Genomic DNA, 17,460 nt, shown 5'->3' with positions numbered 1-17,460 from the left:
CCGAGCCAACCCCCCCGCCTGCCCCACGGACGCCGCTGCCACCCATGAACGTCTTGATGCGCCTCCGCCGAGCGTTTGCCGACGCCGCCCCCGAGGGAGTCCCCGCCGACGAATTCGCCCAGGCCGTCCGCCCGAGCACCGACCCCAAGTTCGGCGACTACCAGGCCAACGGCTGCATGGCCGCGGCCAAGCGGGCCAAGCAGAACCCCCGCGAACTCGCCGCGCAGGTCGCCGACCGGGTGAATCTCGACCCGATGGCCGACCCCCCCGAGGTCGCCGGCCCCGGCTTCCTCAACGTCCGCCTGCGCCCGGAATGGCTGTCGGAGGTGCTCTCATCCCTCCTGGTCGATGACAACCTCGGCGTCGTGCCCGTCGAGAATCCCGAGACGATCATCATCGACTACTCCTCGCCGAACGTCGCCAAGCCGATGCACGTCGGCCACATCCGCTCCACCGTCATCGGCGAGAGCCTCGCCCGGCTCCTCTCGACCCTCGGACACAAGGTGGTCCGCGACAACCACCTGGGCGACTGGGGCCTCCAGTTCGGCCAGATCCTCTGGGGCTGGAAAAACCACCGCGACGCCGACTCCTACGACCGCGACCCCGTCGGCGAACTGGCCCGCCTCTACCGCCTGGCCGCCTCGAAGATGAAAGTCGCCGAGGACTACGGTCCGAAGCTGGAGAAGGTCCGCTCCCTCGAAGCCGAAGGCAAACGCGACGAGGCCGCCGCCCTGTTCGCGAAGCTCTTCGAGGATTCCGGCCTCTCCCGACCCGACGTCGAAGCCGCCGTGGCCGAGGGGAAAGCCGTCGTCGAGCAATCCCGCGACGAGACCGCGAAGCTCCACGCCGGCGACCCCGAGAACCGACGGCTCTGGGAGCAGTTCATGCCCCACTGCCTCGGCGCCCTCGAAGGCATCTACGAACGCCTCGGCGTCCGCTTCGATGTCCAGCTCGGCGAGAGCTTCTACGACGCCATGCTCCCCGCCGTCGTCGACGACCTGAAGGCCAAGGGGCTCGCCGAGGCCAGCGAGGGGGCCACCGTCGTCTTCACCCAGGCCACCAAGGCACCGATGATCGTCCAGAAACGTGACGGCGCCTTCACCTATGCCACCAGCGACCTGGCCAAGGTGAAATACTGCGAGGACGAGTTCCACGCCGACCGCCTGCTCTACGTCGTCGACAGCCGCCAGGCCGACCACTTCAAGCAGGTCTTCGACGTGGCCAAACGCTGGGGATTCGCCGACGTCCGCTTCGATCACGTCGCCTTCGGCACGATCCTGGGCGCCGACCGCCGCCCGTTCAAGACCCGGTCCGGCGACGTCGTCGGCCTCGAATCGCTGCTCGACGAGGCCGTCGCCAAGGCCCGCGAGGTCGTCAACGCCAACAGCCCCGACCTCTCCGACGACGAGCGCGCCCGCGTCGCCGAGGTCGTCGGCATCGGCGCGGTCAAATATGCCGACCTGTCGCAGAACCGCCTGAGCGACTACGTCTTCGACCTCGACAAGATGGTCGCCATGACCGGCAACACCGCCACGTATTTGCAGTATGCCTACGCCCGCACCCGCTCCATCTTCCGCAAAGGGGGAACCACCCCCGAGGCGATCCGCTCCGCCCGCCCCCCCATCCTCCTCACCCACCCCGCCGAGCGATCCCTCGCCCTGACCCTCGTCCGCCTGGCCGAGACCCTCGACACCGCCGCCTCGGAGCTGAAGCCGAATGTCCTGACCGACTACCTCTTCGGCCTCGCCAACGACTTCAGCTCCTTCTTCGAGCAGTGCCCCGTCCTCAAGGCCGAGTCCCCCGAGCGCCGCTCCAGCCGGCTCGCCCTCTGCGACCTCACCGGCCGCACCCTCGCCTTCGGCCTGAATGTCCTCGGCATCGACGTCGTCGATCGCATGTGAGGTTTTGCAAATGACGGGTGCCATGCCCACGTCTTCGTGGGCAGGTTTTTCACGCCTTGCTCACCCAGGCTGCAAGACGCCCTCGCGACCCGGCCCCGGTCAATCGGTCACGAACAGGAAGATCACGCCGAGCACCAGCAGGATGGGCGCCCATTTCTCCATCGGAATGAAGAAGAACGTGTTGTTCCCGCCGACCCTCACCTCTTCGCCCGTCTCCGGGTCGATCAGCACCCTCCCCTGCTTCCTCCCGATCCATCGCCCCACCACCCCGACGATCACCGCCGAGGCCAGGAACCCCGCCAGCTTCGGCCACCCGTTCGCCTGATAGAATTGCTCATCCTGGTAGACTTCCTCCACCAAAAATTCGGTCGCGATCAGGCACCCGAACGTGATCACCCCCACCAGGAACCCCCAACCACTCCAGATCACCATCGCGTCCTCGGCAAATTCAATCCTGATTCCCGGAAGGCGTCGGACCCATTCTCGGGTCGCCCGCCACAATGTCACAGTCGGGACGATCCCCGCCGTACGCTACCACACTCATGCTTGAATCGCAAGAATCATGGGACCACAAGGAGGATGACCGCGGTGATCGTCCCCCCGATGACCAGCGCGATCGACAGATAGCACATCGTCACCCAGAACGCCCGCGCGAACGTCGTCGGCAAGAGCAGCGCGAGCAGGCTCGCCATGACGAACAGGCCGACCGGCAGGGCGAGGAATTGTGCAATCACATCCCCCCCCCTCTCGGCGCGGACCTCCTCCGGCCCGGCCAGACCGCCGCCGAGGACGCCCAGGACGAGCCCGGCGAAGAGGTTGACGAGCGTCGCGACGAAGGTGATCGTCATCGCCTTCCCGATCCCCGGCTCCGGCACCGTCACTTCCGGGTCGTGGCAGGCGATCATTGCGTTGTACGCGCCGATCGCCGCCCGCAGGAGAAGCGCCCCCGCCAGCGTCCCGACGACCAGGAACACCCCCATCCCGAGCAGCGCACCCAGCAACGAGACATCATAAGCCACCAGGATCGCCGTCCCCAGCGCGAGCGAGATGCTGATCACAACACCCAGGAGAATCTTGACGCCAGCAGTCCTATCCACCTCGCTCGATCCCGATCCTCCCTCCCCCTCCCCGTTCGAACTCAGGGCAGCCCCCGCCGCTCCGGTCGTTTCCGCCCCTCCCGCGATCTGTCCCGCACCCTTTCCCTCCTGAACGGCGACGGGATGCCCACGATCCGCCTTCGTCCGTCCACGCAACTCGAACGGCCCGTGTTCTTGCCCGCACGTCAAACAGGCGACGACCTTCCCCCGATCGCTCCACTGCACGAGACGCGGCCGTCCGCAGTCGCAGGCGAAGGTGTGGGGGAAGAAGTCAATAATGTGCACATCTCTCTCCATCTCACACTCCTCTCACTCCTGCCGCCGGGCCGAGGCGGGGTGGCAGGGTTCCATCCCCACCACGGCCTGCGTCCGGACAGATCGGTAGAACCGCTGTCGTTACACACCCGGCCTACCCGCCGAGACGAGCGATCTTGCACCATGAGAAACGGCCGACTCCGCCACTCGGGGGCCCTGCGTGGTCATCCCCCGTTTTCTTCAGGCCAGGCGATCCGGACACCCTCGGTCGAGAGCCACTCGCAGAATCCTGCCCCATCGTCCGCCCGCAAGCCCTCCGCGTCCGCCCAGAACAGGCCCACCAAAACCATCGCCGCGTCCATCGGATTGCGGGTCTTGCAGAAGTATGCAAGCCTCGCGGACGCCCCCGACAGGTCGCTCAACGCCGGTTCATCGCAGTCCTCGACCGGCTGTCCGTCGCGAATCGGCGTGACCGGCAGGCAACGCTCCGCGAAGTCTGCGGTGAACGCGCCGGTCTCCAACCAGGTCGCGACGGCTTCGAACGCCGCTCGCGGGCCGGGTGGTTCACACCCCAAATCCTCCCAGGCCCACAGGTAGCGTCTCAGACAGCCGTGCAGGAATCGCACAGAACGCCCATGTGCGTCTCGTTCGCGCCTGACGGTCCCGAAGCTCGCGATTACGTCATGCGCAATCGCAACATCATCGTCTTCATCGATGTCAAAATGTGAAAGCTTTGCGATCGCTTCAATGGTCGCTCGCTTTGTCATGGACGATCGGACTCCTCGAAACCCCCTCGGACGGCCGGCCCCCCGCAACGCCAGGTCAGGCCAGATCCCTGGCAGACAGGTAGAACTGGCGGTCGCGGGAGTCCGCGGCATCCAGGACCGCCTCAACCTGGGTCATCACGGCGACCTTCGCCCCCAGAACCTCCTCCGAGAGACCATACGGATTGTGCCCCTGGGCGAGCCAGCCCCGATACAGTTCCAGGAGCCCTCGGACCGTCTTCAGCCCCGCGGCGGTCGGTCGCCACCTCGGTCGCTCGAAGGGCGCGAAGGTGAAATCCCCCAGGGGGGTCAGGCCGAGCTGCTCCGCATGGGCGTCGGAGTGATGCCAGGCGAATTCGACCGCATCGACGGCCTTCATGTGATTGAGGCCGGGGACCGGCTCGTCGAGCATCACGAACAAGCGTTCGCAGCGGAAGTTCGCCATCGTTCCTCGCCACCCCTCGACCCAGCCCGGCGAACCGGCCCGCCGAGACGGAGCGACCCATGACACTGAGCCGCCGCGGCGAGCCGGTCCGCCGCGGCGTAGGGTCAGGCCGTCCCGGCCATCAGCACGAAACGACCGCCCTCGAACCCCAATCGCAACGGCCGGCCCTTCGAAGTCATCGGCCAACCGTGGGCCACCGCAACGCGGACGGCCTCGGCCACGAACCGGGGCGTGACCACCCGCGGTTCGCCCCCCAGCCCGTCCGGCCCCAGCCAGTCCCGCCAGCCCCAATCGACGTACAGGGGCGGTCCGCTGCGGTCGCCCGGGACGACGACCAGCACGCCATCGAACCTCCAGCGGAACGACTGGCCGTCCACCACGATCCGCCGCATCCGCCCGACCCTCCCCCCGATCCCCCCACGCCCCCTCCCGGCGGGCCGCCCGCCCGGAATGGTCACCGATTCCCCCGGCACCCCCGACCGCGCGCCTCGTCCGCCCCGGCGCGAGGCGAGTCGAGGCCTCAGGGCCCGAAGTCCGACGCCGGATGGCCGCTCCGCTCGACGAAGGCCAGCACCTCCCCGGCCGTCGCGAACTCGTGCCGCTCGTCTCGGGTGTACGTCGACTCGTCGTATTGCTCTCCCTCGGGGCACTCCTCCCAGGTGAGGACGAACCGATTCGCATTCGCCCACGCCGAGATGAGGCCGGTGAACTCGCCGCGTCGATACGTGCAGTTGACGGCCTTCCCCGCGCCGAGCCTGCGCAGGAAGCCCTCACGCGACATCCCCACCGCCTCGCCCCCCGATTCAGCTCACCAGACTGCCCCGCCGAGAACCGGCCTCGATGATACCACGACACCGCCGCGACGTGTCTGCCCCATCGACCCCTGGAAATTCTCGGCCAACCTCAACACGCCCTTGCCCGGGCCGCCCGCCGTTCACGACCGTGCAACGAACACCTTCTGAACACCGCCGACGGCCATCGCCGCGCACATCAATGCGATGGTGCCGAAGGCGAGGGGGATGAGACCCGAAAGCGCGAGGAAGACACTCCGCGACTGATTCAGTCCGAGTCGTTGTTCCTCCAGATCCGCCAGCGCCCTCGGGATGCGTTCGGACCGGAAGGTCGTCAACGCCGTCTCGGCGGCCTCGAAATTCCGCCGGGTCTCGTCGAGCGACTTCGGGACGTCATTCTCGAGGAGCCCGATCACGTCGCGGAGCGAGTCCCTCGTCGAGTCCAGCGACCTGGTCATCGACGCCAACTGCCTCGACGATTGCTCGAGAATGGCCTTCTCGTCCTTCATCAGATCGCGATGGGTCACCTCGATTGCGTCGGGAACCTCGAAGCTGTGGTCCTTCATCGTGACTTCGGGCGTCGCGGGGATGGAGACCGTCTTGCGGGCCGTCTGGAGGGTGATCGCGCTGGGATAGTCGAGGGTCACGCTCCCATTCGACAGGGTAATGCCCGAGGGGTACTCGAAGCGGATGTTGCCCAGACTGCGACCGGCGACGCGGCCCAATCCCCGCTCGAACCCGTTCATTTCATCCTTCGCGCCCGTCGGATACGTCAGCGTCTTGGTACTCGTCTTCACCTTCGCCGTCTGGTAAGGGATCTCGACCTCCTGGGTCTTCGCGGTGATCTCCGGCAACTGGTATTCGACCACCCGGGATCTCAGATCGACGGCAGGCACGCGAATCGGCAATTGCGCCGCGAAGGTCTCGCAGACGTGGGCCGTGTCGGTGGCGAGGTCCTGAATGCCCGGGATCTCCGCCTCCCATTCACCCATCGTCCTCGCGACCGCCGTCGTCGACTGGCCGATCGCCTCAAGCGACTCGCGATGGAATGGCAACGCGTCCTGGACGCTCTCCGCCACCCCGTCGATGTCGGTCAGGAGACCCTCGACGGTCGCGATCTCGGACTCGGCCCTCGCCGCCATCCTGTCGAGTTCGCCGAGCGCCTCCTGAAGCGGGTGATTGAACCAGAAATACCCGAATGCCACCAACAGCGTCGCGGCCCCGCCCGCCAGGACCTGGAACAGGGCAAAAACGTTCAATCGCCTCATGATCATTCTCCGGAGCATTCCCGTCCCGTCACGCACTCCGACGGCTCCGCCAGTCGCCACCGAAGCCCCCTCTCCATCCCTCCACGATGCCGCGCATCGGCGCTCGGCGACACAAGAAGCCGGACGAAATTCCACGCCCGAATGCAATTGCTCGCGCGCATTGACTGTTGGGTGACACTGGCGTCCTCCCCAGTGTCCCTCCCGGCCGATGTCACCAGACGTCGCGGACGAAGGAGGCTCGCCCGACCGTATCTGCCAGGGCTTCCGGACCGCAAGGCCCGGTGAGGTCGGCCTCTGATGGCGAAGGGGCATTTCCTCATCGCCGCACATGAACACTGGTGAGGTCACCAGTGCTACCCACCCGCCGACAACATTGCGAGTCATCGCCGGACCATCGGGTGGCCCGGACAACTTCCGAGTTGTCCGGGCGGCGCAGCCGAAGGAGGCCGAGCAGGCGGCCTTGCCTGTCATCGCTGCTCGGCTTCTCCCGCACGCATCCTTTCGCTGCGCGACCCGGACAACTCGGAAGTTGTCCGGGTCATCCGCCAAAAGGATGTACGTGTGTAGCTGGGTTCAGGACTCAACGACCGGGTTGCCGGCACCCGCCCCACCGGCACCACCAACGTCAGGGGTCGGCATGACCGGGAAGCCCCAGTTGGGCAACATTGCCCAGTCGAGACCGGCGGAACCGGGAGCGATCGAGACGAACGTGCCCGCCATGGTAAGGGCCGCGCAGAGCGCACCAACGGAATCGACGTCCTCAAAGGTGTGGATCTGGTCGTCCCCCAGGCCTGTAATCCGCAGCCGACAGTACCACCAACCCTCTCGGGCGGCCGGATCGGCGGGATCCTCGAAGGGCAAGCCGATTTCCACCAGTGCAGGAACGTCGACCCCGTCCTCATTCCTCCAGAGCATGGGACGAGTCGCGATGATCGGTCCCATCGGATCCCGTATGGGCATGGGATGTCTCCGCATTGGTGAAAGGGCATGGTCCATGAGAGTCCGGGAGCGACGACGACACCGGAGCTGGAGAGATGAATGATCGCGCCGGTCCCCCGGGGAGCGGTCCGGACAACGTGCCGTTTGCCGGGCGTCGCAGCCGGAGGAGGCCGATTGGGCGGCATTGCCTGCCTTTGCTGCCCGGTTTCCCGCAAATGCCTCCCATCGAAGCGCGTTCCGGACGACTGACCTGATCGTCCGTTCTATCCGCGGCGGGCCGGGGCCGCCGCGACGCTGGGTCAGGCGTCGGCCCCGGCGACGACCGAATGCTTGGACCCGTGGAGGCCGCACGCCTGACAGGCCGCCCCCCGCCTGCCCTACCAGACGCGACCGGAAGCGCCGCACCGCAGGCAATGCTTCGACTGCTGGGGATGGGCGCCGCAAGCCGAGCAAGACCGCTTGAGGCGGGTACGGCCGGCGACCTTGCCGAGCGGTGCCAGGCAAACGGGGCAGTGCCTCCTTCCGCGTCGCAGTTTCGACGCGGACGAAGCACGGTTCTGCGGCTGATGCGGCGCAACATCGCCGGCCTCGTTGTCGTCTCGCATGGCCCTCGGCCCATGCCGCTCGTCCCAGGAATGACCTCCGACGGCTCCACACGTAGCCGCCAGATCGTCGATTTGCATGGTCTCCGGGTGCCGCGCAGCGGCACGACGGCTGGGTCTGGAGGAGACGCTGGACCTCCCGCGATCAAGCATACCAGGTCCCCCGTCCGCCACCGTTCGCTTGGACGATTCTCTCGATTTTCTTGCAACGATGCAAGCGTTCTGGCGGCGAAACGCGACCCATCCGAGGTCAGGCCAACATCCCAATCCCGCTCTACCATCCTTCGCCCCGGAAAAAGTGACTACGCCTCCCGATTTTCACGATGATTTCAAGTGTCCGCTCGATCCCCGTCCGCGCCGACGGTTTCTCCCCCAGCACGCTCTGCGGAACGGAACGCGGGTCGAGCACGCATCGCAAGACGCACCGAGAGTCACCCGCGCACCCATCGAATCGAGGCGGCAGCACCATGAACACGCACCCATCGCAATTGAGCGGCCGGAACGCCACAGGCACCCGGCCATCGCCCGGCACCAACGCGGTCACGCACGGCCTGACCGCGAAACGGCCGCTCAGCGATCAGGAGCACGAGCGCATGGTGGTCCTCGTCGCGCAGTGGACGACCAAGTCGTTCCCGGAGACGCCTCCGGAGGAGGCGCTCGTCGCCTCGGCCGCGATCGAATATGTGCGTTATTTGCGCTGTGCCGATGCCGAGGAGGCCCGTCTGAAGACGGGCACGCGGCAGGCGGTCAAGGACTGGCAGGAGCAGCGGCGTCACGCCTTCCGGCGCAAGGCGCAGGACCTCAGGGCCAGCCCCGACACCGTGATCGACGAGTTCTACGAGAGCGCCTTCGGTATCGACTGGATGCTCCGCCAGTGGCGTCAGTTGCGGGCGTCGATCGCCTCGGGTCCCGGTTGGAGCGGCCGCGACCTGGCCACCGCCATGAACCTGCTCGGCCACGGCCCGACCCCGCCGGCCGACCCCCAGGGCGAGCCGGCCTTCCTCTGGCAACAGGCCGCCGCCGCCTTCCCGAAGGCCCTCCAGCCCCTCGCCGAATCCGTCGCCGACCGCGCCGCCGCCGACCGCCTGCTCGCCTTCGTCGACGACCAGCTCGCCCGCCTCGAAACCCTCCGCCCGATCGTCTGGGACGAGGTCGATGCCCCCCAGGCCGAGGCCGTCGAGACCGCCTCGCTGGTCGACACCTCCAAGGACGGCCAGCTCCGCCAGCGCTACCGCCGCGAGGCCTTCCGCGACTTCCACAAGTCGCTGCACGCCCTCGACCGCCTCCGCGCCGAGCGGACCAAACGCCTCGCCCGCGAGGCGAAGCTGATGGACGCCTCCCAATCCCGACGCAACGACGCCCCCGCCTACGTCCCTCCCCCGTCCGCTCCCCCTCGTCCCGGGCCTGCCCCCCTCGATTCCCGAAACGAGCCCCCGCGACGGCCCGATCCCGAGGCGTCTGATCGACCCAACTCCCACCCCGATCACGAGATCCGCAAGACCACTCCCGACGCTCCCTCCCCCTCCCCCCGGCGCACCGAGCAGCGCACCGACGGGCGCACCGAGGCCGATCGGACCGCTCCTCACCCCATTTCCGTCTCGGTCGTCCCCCCGCAGACCGTCCCCCGGACCTCCAGAGACGCCCCGCACCCCCGCTGACCCCCCGATCCCCCTATCCCGAGCAACGCCGAAGCCCCTAATCCAGGTAGGGAGCTGTCGAAATTCCGATGATGCACCATCCGGAAGGCCTGGGGGATCGGTGCATTCTCGGAGGCTCGACGGCTCTCTGCGGAATCAACCCTGGAAATGCCGCTGGGCCGAACGCCTCACCGGACGGGACGGCCCCGGCCGCGAGGCGATCACCCGCAATCCCCGCATCCCTCGCTCCTTGGCAACTCGAAATCGAACGGAAGCCGAAGAACCATCTTCCCGAGAGGCGATGGCGGCGGGTATGATCGTCTGATTCGAAGCCTCGCGGTCGATGGTCCCGATTTTGGGCCGACGTGAGGGAGGAATTCCGGGTCCGGTCCGGGTATCGCACGCAAAGTCCCGAGTTGGAGGGCCGAGATGGCCTCGAAGTCAAGCGTCGAGAAGATGAAGAGGATCGAGGAGCTGATCGCCAAGTACGCCGAACGGCGCAAGCAGCTCAAGGAAGCCGGCGACTACGCCGCCCTGGCCCGCTTGCCCCGCAATTCGAGCAAGGTCCGCCACCGCAAGATGTGCGCCCTGACCGGCCGATCCCGCGGCAACTACCGCAAGTTCGGCATCTCCCGCATCATGCTCCGCCAGCTCGCCCACGAAGGCAAGATCCCCGGCATGAAGAAGGCCAGCTGGTAAGCCCGCCCCGCCCGACCCGAAGCGCCGGACGCCACCCCGTTGCGTCCGGCCTTCCCGCCCGCCCCCTTTTCGATCGGCGGGCCTGGATCGCCCCATCCGCCCGTCCCGCCGACCGATCTCCCCTGCCCTTCCTCCGTCATCACGTCTCGCCCCGTCCGCCTCTCCTTCTGTCTGAATGAGCCGGCCCGGTCGGACCCCGCCGATTCGGGACGCTCCGCGATGCCAGGGGCCTGCTCCTCGCCTTCAGCGACGGTGAAAGGCCAGCGCGGCTGCCCCGAGGCACGTTGACTGGGCCCCGCGCCGAGGGCCGGGCCGATGGGCCGCTCTCCCCTCGGACACCCCGGCCGGCATCCGGGGCCTTGCATCTCCCGACCGGCGTCGAGAGACTGGCCCTCGCGGTCTCGGGATCGCCCGCGACCCTCGGATTGCCCCTGTCGACAGGATTCGGTGCCATCATGACGAGACGCCCTCCCCACCGGTTGGCCCCCCGAAGGCTCCTCGCCCGGCTCGCGCTGGCCTCGCTGCTGGTCGGTCCCGCCGCGATCGCGGCCCCCCAGGATGATCCTGAGGCCGCCGGCCTGCGGGCCGGCGCCGCGACGAGCAACATCACCCCCGCCCTGGGGTCGTCGCTCAACGGCAACATGCGCGACCAACCGGCCTCGAACGTCCACGACGAGACGCACGCCCGCTGCCTCGTCCTCGACGACGGGACGACCAAGCTGGCCCTCGTCGTCTGCGACCTCTGCATGATCCCCCGGGAGATCGTCCTCGACGCCAAGCGGCAGATCGAGGCGGCCACCGGCATCCCGGCCGACCACATCCTGATCTCGGCGACCCACACGCACTCGGCCCCGACCTGCGCCCCGGTCTTCCAGAGCGACACCGTGCCGGGCTACCCCGCGTTCCTCGCCCGCCGGATCAGCGACGGCGTCCGACGCGCCGTCAACAACCTCGAACCGGCCGAGGTCGCCTGGGGGGCCGGATCGAACGATCGCCAGGTCCACAACCGTCGCTGGCACCTGAAGCCCGAGGTGACCCTCACCAACCCGTTCGGCGGGACCGACAAGGTCCGCATGAACCCGGGGGCCGGCAGCGCCGACCTGGTCAAGCCGGCCGGGCCGATCGACCCGGAGGTCTGGGTCCTCTCCGCCCGCTCCCGGGACGGACGGCCCATCGCCCTGCTGGCCAACTACTCGCTGCACTACGTCGGCGGCACCCGAGGCGGCGACGTCTCGGCCGACTACTACGGCATGTTCGCCGGCCGAGTCGCCGAGCTGCTCGACGCCGACCGGCTCGCCCCCCCCTTCGTCGGGATCATGTCCAACGGCACCAGCGGCGACATCAACAACATCAACTTCCGCGAGCCTCGACCCGCCCGGCCCCCCTACGAGCAGATGCGGCTCGTGGCCGATGAGCTGGCGACCGAGGCCGCCCGGGTCGCCCAGTCGCTCGACTACCGCTCCGACCTGACCCTCGACGCCCAGGCCACCGAGCTGAATCTCGGCGTCCGCCTCCCCAGCCCCGACGACCTCGACCGCGCCCGGTCCATCGTCGAGGCCGCCGACGGCCCGATCATGACCTCGCTCGAAGAGGTCTACGCCCGCGAGTCGATCCTCCTGAGCGAGTACCCCGAGACCGTCCCGGTCACGCTCCAGGCCCTCCGCATCGGCGACCTCTCGATCGCGGCCATCCCCTGCGAGGTCTTCGTCGAGATCGGCCTGCGGCTGAAGCAGGAGAGCCCGTTCCCGTCGACCTTCACCGTCTCCCTCGCCAACGGCTACAACGGCTACCTGCCGACCGAGGCCCACCACGAACTCGGCGGTTACGAGACCTGGCGGGCCCGGTCGAGCTACCTGGAGGTCGGCGCCGCCTCGAAAATCACCGAAGCGGTCCTCGACCTGTTCTCCACCCTCGAGTCCAGGGATTAGACTCCTCTCAAGGGGATCGGGGGATCGGGCGATCGTCGGGCGGTGCTGAGCCGGCCTTCCCCTCGTCTCACGAAAGCTTCATCAAAGCTTCGGCGATTCCTGGGGGAATGTGACGGGGGAGTTCCTGTATGCTCCTCCCAGTCACATCCCCCTGGGCCAACGCCGGGTTGCACGACCCCTACCGACCCCCCCGGCGTTGGCCTTTCATTTCTCCCCGCCCCCGAGGTGGCCCGGCCTCGCGGCGACGTCGGGGTGCGGTCGCTTGTCGGGGCCGCGTCCTGCTGGTACGATCCCCTCAATGAACCCGGGCGAACGCGGATCTGAGGATCGAGGACCGAGGTCACTTCGGATGATGTCACGAGCCGAATCGCGCGTCTGCGGGCCTGACGTCATGGACGCCTTGCTGCTCGACCTCGCCCGGCAGATCGCCGAGGGCAGGCGCCCGAGCGCCCCGCTTCGCCTGGTCGGCATCCGGACGCGGGGCGTGCCCCTCGCCAGGCGCCTGGCCGACCTGATCGGCGGTGACGACCCCCCTCCCGTCGGGGCGGTCGACATCACCCTCTACCGCGACGACCTGGGCCGACAGGACCACTGGCCGGTGCTCAAGGGGACCGACATCCCCTTCGAGGTCGACGACGCCGAGGTCGTCCTGGTCGACGACGTCTTGCACACCGGCCGGACCGTCCGGGCGGCGATGAACGCCGTCTGCGACCTGGGTCGGCCGGCCCGCGTCCGCCTGGCGGTCCTGATCGATCGAGGCAGTCGAGAACTCCCGATCCAGGCCGATTACGCCGGCCAGGTCGTCGAGGTCGCCCCCGGCGACCGGATCGAGGTCCGGCTCCGGCCGATCGACCCGGTCGACGAGGTCGTCCGCGTCCCCGTCTGACCCGACCCCGACCGCCTTGACGTGCCCCCCTCCCCTTTTTGATTCGATCGGCTTCCCGGCGAAGGAGGAACCGCCGTGAGCACTGCGCCGGCTTCGGCCGCGACCGCGTCAGCGACCCCATCCGCGACCTGGACCCGCCGCCACCTGCTCGGACTCGAGGAGCTTTCCGCCGAGGAGATCACCGCGATCCTCGACACCGCGGAGTCCTTCGCCGAGGTCTCCGACCGCCCCCGCAAGAAGGTCCCGGCCCTGCAAGGTAAGGTGGTCTTCAACCTCTTCTTTGAAAACTCGACCCGCACCCGGACCAGTTTCAGCCTCGCCGCCAAGCGGCTCTCGGCCGACGTCCAGGACTTCTCGGCCAGCACGTCGAGCCTGTCCAAGGGGGAGTCGTTCATCGACACGGCCCGCAACATCGAGGCGATGGGCTGCGACGTGATGATCGTCCGCCACTCGATCTCGGGGGCCCCCCACCTGTTGGCCAAGCACGTCGGCTCGTCGGTCATCAATGCCGGCGACGGCGCCCACGAGCACCCAACCCAGGGCCTACTCGACCTCTTGACCATCCGACGCAAGAAGGGTCGGATCGAGGGGCTGACCGTCGGCCTGGTCGGCGACATCGCCCACTCCCGGGTGGCCCGCTCGAACATCTGGGGCCTGACGAAGCTCGGGGCGAAGGTCATCCTCTGCGGCCCCCCCACCCTCGTCCCCCGGGGCTTCGAGCAGCTCGGCTGCGAGGTGGCGCACCACCTCGACGAGGTCCTGCCCCGGCTCGACGTGATCAACGTCCTCCGCATCCAGGCCGAGCGGCAGCAGCGGGGCCTGTTCCCCTCGGTCTCGGAATACTTCTACTTCTATGGCGTGACACAGGAACGCATCCTCCGATCCCGGCCCGACGTCCTGCTGATCGCCCCCGGCCCGATCAACCGGGGGGTCGAGCTGACCCCCGAGGTGGCCGACGGACCGCACTCGGCGATCCTCGATCAGGTGACCAACGGCCTGGCGGTCCGCATGGCGGTCCTCTACCTCGTCAGCGGGCGGGCCGCGCAGGGCCATCGGCCCGAGTGATTTCGGCGTGATCGAATAAATCGATGCTTTCAAATTCTCAAACTCAAACGTGTTGGCGAGGGCGTGTTGTGGACGACCGCGGCCGCCGCTTTGCTCTTGAAATCGAGGAGGCCCCGCTCGCGCTCGACGGGCGCGAGGCCGTCCGAATCGCCGTGAAGGATCTCCGACCGTGAGCACCATCCACATCAAGGGCGGCCGCCTCATCGACCCGAGCCAGGGGATCGACGCGACCCTCGACCTCTGGCTCCGGGACAAGCAGGTGCTCGCCGTCGGCCGCGACGGCCCGGGCCAGGCCGACGAGGTGATCGACGCCTCCGGCCTCATCGTCACCCCCGGACTGATCGACTGCCACGTCCACCTGCGCGAGCCGGGCAACGAGGAGGACGAGACGATCGCCACCGGGGCCGATGCGGCGCTGGCCGGCGGCGTGACCACCGTCGCCTGCATGCCGAACACCCTGCCCCCGCTCGACACCCCGGCGGGGGTCGAGTACATCGTCCTGCAGGCCAAGCGGGCGAAGAAGTGCAACGTGTACCCCGTCGGAGCCGTCAGCAAGGGGCGGAGCGGGACCGAGCTGGCCGAGCTGGGCCGCCTGGTCGAGGCCGGCGCCGTGGCCTTCACCGACGACGGCGCCCCGGTCGCCAACCCGGCCCTGATGAAGCGGGCATTGCAATATGCAAGCATGTTCGACAAGGTCATCATGCAACACTGCCAGGTCATGGAATTGACCGAGGGCGGCGTGATGAACGGCGGGTTCCAGTCGATGCGGCTCGGGATCCCCGGGATGCCCCCGGAGGCCGAGGACATCATGGTCGCCCGGGATATCCGCCTGGCCGAGGTGACGGGGGGCCGCCTGCACATCCAGCACATCTCCACCGCCAGGGCGGTCGATTGCGTCCGCGAGGGGAAGCGCCGCGGGGTCCGGGTGACGGCCGAGGCCTGCCCGCACCACTTCACCCTGACCGACGACCGGCTCGCATCGTTCGATTCGCATTTCAAGATGAATCCCCCCTTGCGGACGAAGGCCGACGTCGAGGCGGTGATCGAGGGCCTGACCGACGGCACGATCGAGGTCCTCTCGACCGACCACGCGCCGCACGCCCCCGAGAAAAAAGCCCGCGAGCTGAACCTGGCCCCGTTCGGGATCATCGGGCTGGAAACACTTGTTCCATTGACCATCTCGTACCTGATCGAGCCGGGGCACCTGGACTGGCCCGCCGCGGTCCGGATGCTGACGATCGCCCCGGCGCAGCTTCTGGGGCTGGAGCATCGCAAGGGGAGCTTGAAGCCGGGGTTCGACGCCGACGTGACGATCCTCGACCCGGCCGCCCACTGGGTCATCGACCCCGATCGGTCGCGCTCCAAGAGCCGGAACACGCCGTTCGGCGGCTGGGAAGTGACCGGGCGGGCCCACACGGTGATCGTCAACGGCGAGGTCCGGTTCCGATCCGGGGCGCTGACCGGCCCTTGAGCCGGATCTCTGCAAGGCGAGTCGTCCCGGGGAAAAAGTCGGGCCGAAGTCCGGCCCGATCACGCTGAAGATCCTCGTGGGGTCCGACGCGGTTCGGACCGGAGAGTGGCGGCCCGGCACGTCCCAGGGGCGATGCCGGGCCCCTTGACGCATCCGTGCTCCACGAGTTGGGGAGTCTCGATGATGGATTGCGCGCGCACCTCGACGGCCCGACTGGCCGGTCGCGGACCGGAAGAGGTCCGCGCCCAGGATTCCCGAGATCGGGAGGCGGACCGCCTGGTTGAAGACTGGATCACGTCCCGGATCGATGGTGTGGGCCGTCGCCAGGGCCCGGCCCCGGGGCCTTCGTCCTCGCCGGTCGGGTCCCCGGTCCGCCGGGTCCCGGGGCAATCGCCGCCCGACGCGCGGCAATCGCCGAGACAGCAGGGATGGAAGCGGCTTCGCCCGGAGCATCGGGGCGATCTGACGGTGGTCCATCTGCTCGACGGCCAGTTGATCCACGAGGGGCCGCTGGCGGAGTTGCGCGGCGAGCTTCGCGACCTGTCGGCGGCCGGTTGCTCGCGGATCGTCCTGAATCTGGCGAAAGTCGAGCAGGTCTCCAGCCAGTTCCTGGAGATCGTGACGACGCTCGACCGCCTCTGCTCGGCGCGTCCCGGCGGGTGCCTGAAGCTGTGCAAGGTGGGCGAGGACGTCCGGCGGCTCATCGAGCTGTGCGGCCTGGAACGGTATTTCAAGGTGGAACCGGACCTGCAGTCGGCCCTCGACGGTCCCTGGCCGACCCCCGGGGAGCTGGTCCCGAGGGAGTTGCTCGACTGCCTGGACGAGCGATCGGCTCCCCGCCCTCCCGTTGAGCGTTCGACGGGCCAGGGCGTCGAGGCACGAGCCCCCGGCCCCTCCGGCTTCCTCACCATCCGACGCGACGGGAACGTGCTGGGGACGCTCCGGATCCCGGAGCAGGGACTCCGGATCGGCCGGGATGCACCGTGCGAGCTTCGGCTCCGTCACCGATCGGTCAGCCGTGTTCATGCCTGGATCGGGCGACGCGACGGGGGGTTCTGGCTGGACGACCTGGGTTCGAGCAACGGGACGATGGTCGAGGGGACGCTGATCCGGTCCTCCTCGTCCCTCCTGGAGGGCCTGGCCTCATTTGCGATCGGGCCGTATCAGCTCGAACTCTCTCGATCCGGCGGGATGCCTGCCGGAGCGGGACGGCCCGCGGGATCGCCGGATCCGGAGGGCGGGCGGGAATCGCCGATCTGGGAGGCGACGGGCGACCCCGAGACGCCCGAAGCGACTTCGACACAGGTCGATGCGTCGGCCCCCGAGGGCGTCCGGCTGGAGCGGATCAACGACGTGCTGGTCCTCTCCCCCGTGGTGAGCCAGCTCGACCGAGAGGAGGCGATCGAGGCGCTCCGGGAGAGCCTCGACGGCCTGATGCGACGGCCGGACGCGGCGGTGAACGTGGTGATGAACCTGGCCCCCGTGGCCTGCCTCTCGGGCCGGGCGATCGGCGTGATCATGGCCCATCACCTGAAATTGAGGCGTCAGGGGGGGGGCCTCCGGCTGGCCCAGCCGGCCCCGGCGGTCCGGGTGGCCCTGGAGGTGGTGGGGCTGCAATCGCTGATCGAGATGTTCCCGAGCCTCGACGAGGCGGTCCTGGACGCCTGGCCTCGGTGACCGGGACGTTTGCCGTAAGGCGGTTTGTTGACTAT

The 17,460-nt window shown here is 68.3% G+C and carries 16 protein-coding genes; 8 read left to right on the top strand and 8 right to left on the bottom strand.

The genetic code is table 11. The annotated features are described in order from the left end of the window. Positions 1-44: 44 nt before the first annotated feature. Positions 45-1,901 (top strand): arginine--tRNA ligase, encoded by a 1,857-nt coding sequence (gene argS, locus AB1L88_RS06200; protein WP_367095765.1) that lies wholly within the window; start codon positions 45-47, stop codon positions 1,899-1,901. 99 nt (positions 1,902-2,000) lie between these two features. Here the strand turns inward: argS and AB1L88_RS06195 are convergent, their stop codons facing one another. From AB1L88_RS06195 to AB1L88_RS06160, 8 genes are all read right to left on the bottom strand, one after another. After that, on the bottom strand, positions 2,001-2,333 hold the full coding sequence (locus AB1L88_RS06195; protein WP_367095764.1) for a hypothetical protein: 333 nt from the start codon (positions 2,331-2,333) through the stop codon (positions 2,001-2,003). Between the two features lie 128 nt (positions 2,334-2,461). After that, positions 2,462-2,998 carry a hypothetical protein gene (locus AB1L88_RS06190; protein ID WP_367095763.1) on the bottom strand — a complete coding sequence of 179 codons (537 nt, stop codon included), beginning with the start codon at positions 2,996-2,998 and terminating at the stop codon, positions 2,462-2,464. A 479-nt stretch (positions 2,999-3,477) separates the two neighbouring features. After that, the gene (locus tag AB1L88_RS06185) at positions 3,478-4,020 is read right to left on the bottom strand and encodes a hypothetical protein (RefSeq protein WP_367095762.1); all 543 of its coding nucleotides are present in this window, start codon (positions 4,018-4,020) and stop codon (positions 3,478-3,480) included. Positions 4,021-4,075: 55 nt separating this feature from the next. Then, positions 4,076-4,462, bottom strand: a complete 387-nt coding sequence (locus AB1L88_RS06180; RefSeq protein WP_367095761.1) for a hypothetical protein — start codon at positions 4,460-4,462, stop codon at positions 4,076-4,078. A 104-nt stretch (positions 4,463-4,566) separates the two neighbouring features. Further along, a complete protein-coding gene (locus tag AB1L88_RS06175; protein ID WP_367095760.1) occupies positions 4,567-4,854 on the bottom strand; it encodes a hypothetical protein in 288 nt (95 codons plus the stop codon). A gap of 128 nt (positions 4,855-4,982) precedes the next feature. Continuing rightward, the gene (locus AB1L88_RS06170; protein WP_367095759.1) at positions 4,983-5,243 is read right to left on the bottom strand and encodes a hypothetical protein; all 261 of its coding nucleotides are present in this window, start codon (positions 5,241-5,243) and stop codon (positions 4,983-4,985) included. Positions 5,244-5,396: 153 nt separating this feature from the next. Next, the gene (locus tag AB1L88_RS06165) at positions 5,397-6,521 is read right to left on the bottom strand and encodes a hypothetical protein (protein WP_367095758.1); all 1,125 of its coding nucleotides are present in this window, start codon (positions 6,519-6,521) and stop codon (positions 5,397-5,399) included. Between the two features lie 573 nt (positions 6,522-7,094). Then, on the bottom strand, positions 7,095-7,481 hold the full coding sequence (locus tag AB1L88_RS06160; RefSeq protein ID WP_367095757.1) for a hypothetical protein: 387 nt from the start codon (positions 7,479-7,481) through the stop codon (positions 7,095-7,097). Positions 7,482-8,529: 1,048 nt separating this feature from the next. Between AB1L88_RS06160 and AB1L88_RS06155 the strand changes: the two genes are divergently transcribed. From AB1L88_RS06155 to AB1L88_RS06125, 7 genes are all read left to right on the top strand, one after another. Next, a complete protein-coding gene (locus tag AB1L88_RS06155; RefSeq protein ID WP_367095756.1) occupies positions 8,530-9,720 on the top strand; it encodes a hypothetical protein in 1,191 nt (396 codons plus the stop codon). A 408-nt stretch (positions 9,721-10,128) separates the two neighbouring features. Then, positions 10,129-10,398, top strand: a complete 270-nt coding sequence (rpsN, locus tag AB1L88_RS06150) for a 30S ribosomal protein S14 (RefSeq protein WP_367095755.1) — start codon at positions 10,129-10,131, stop codon at positions 10,396-10,398. A gap of 455 nt (positions 10,399-10,853) precedes the next feature. Next, the gene (locus tag AB1L88_RS06145) at positions 10,854-12,326 is read left to right on the top strand and encodes a neutral/alkaline non-lysosomal ceramidase N-terminal domain-containing protein (protein WP_367095754.1); all 1,473 of its coding nucleotides are present in this window, start codon (positions 10,854-10,856) and stop codon (positions 12,324-12,326) included. 349 nt (positions 12,327-12,675) lie between these two features. After that, positions 12,676-13,212 carry a bifunctional pyr operon transcriptional regulator/uracil phosphoribosyltransferase PyrR gene (gene pyrR, locus AB1L88_RS06140; protein WP_367095753.1) on the top strand — a complete coding sequence of 179 codons (537 nt, stop codon included), beginning with the start codon at positions 12,676-12,678 and terminating at the stop codon, positions 13,210-13,212. Positions 13,213-13,287: 75 nt separating this feature from the next. Next, positions 13,288-14,277: an aspartate carbamoyltransferase catalytic subunit gene (locus AB1L88_RS06135; RefSeq protein ID WP_367095752.1), complete on the top strand. Its 990-nt coding sequence runs from the start codon at positions 13,288-13,290 to the stop codon at positions 14,275-14,277. 169 nt (positions 14,278-14,446) lie between these two features. Continuing rightward, the gene (locus tag AB1L88_RS06130) at positions 14,447-15,748 is read left to right on the top strand and encodes a dihydroorotase (protein ID WP_367095751.1); all 1,302 of its coding nucleotides are present in this window, start codon (positions 14,447-14,449) and stop codon (positions 15,746-15,748) included. Between the two features lie 180 nt (positions 15,749-15,928). After that, positions 15,929-17,425, top strand: a complete 1,497-nt coding sequence (locus AB1L88_RS06125; RefSeq protein WP_367095750.1) for an STAS domain-containing protein — start codon at positions 15,929-15,931, stop codon at positions 17,423-17,425. The last annotated feature ends 35 nt before the right edge of the window (positions 17,426-17,460 follow it).

Origin of the sequence: Tautonia sp. JC769, from assembly GCF_040717455.1 — a bacterium.
Lineage (GTDB): Bacteria > Planctomycetota > Planctomycetia > Isosphaerales > Isosphaeraceae > Tautonia.
This window is presented reverse-complemented; position numbering and strand designations above follow the sequence as displayed.